1 protein-coding gene is annotated in these 404 nt (G+C 75.5%); it reads right to left on the bottom strand.

Annotated elements, in window-relative coordinates:
• On the bottom strand, nucleotides 1-397 hold a 397-nt coding region (locus ACLD7X_RS19395; RefSeq protein ID WP_411425311.1), incomplete at its 3' end, for a thiolase family protein.
• Nucleotides 398-404: the final 7 nt, after the last annotated feature.

Here is a 404-nt window from a genome sequence, read left to right as displayed (position 1 = left end):
CGGGGCGCAGACCGGTCTGCGCCAGGACGGCCGCGATGGGGGCCAGCGGCGCAAGGCCCGGCGCCTCCGGCGCCGCGCCCAGCGTGGCGCAGGCGGCGATGCGCAGGGGCCGGGCGCCCCGGGGCGTGGCGCTGACCACGCAAAAGGCCGCACCATCGGCGGCGACGGCGGTGGTCGCGGCGGTGACGCTGCCCGCCAGAACGGGGGCGCGCGCGGCGGTGACGGGCCTCAGATGACGTGTGAAGGTATCGTCACAAATACCTGCCAAGGATACGATTTCCTGTCGCAGCCGCACCTGTGCCTCACGCGCCCGCGCGTGACTGGCCACCGCCCAGGCATCCTGTTCGGCCCGCGAGATGCCCAGCCGCTCCGCCAGCGCGGCGGCAGCCTCGGTCATGTCGGGG

Source organism: Aphanothece microscopica RSMan92 (genome assembly GCF_046613545.2).
Classification (GTDB): domain Bacteria; phylum Cyanobacteriota; class Cyanobacteriia; order PCC-6307; family Cyanobiaceae; genus NIES-981.
This window is presented reverse-complemented; position numbering and strand designations above follow the sequence as displayed.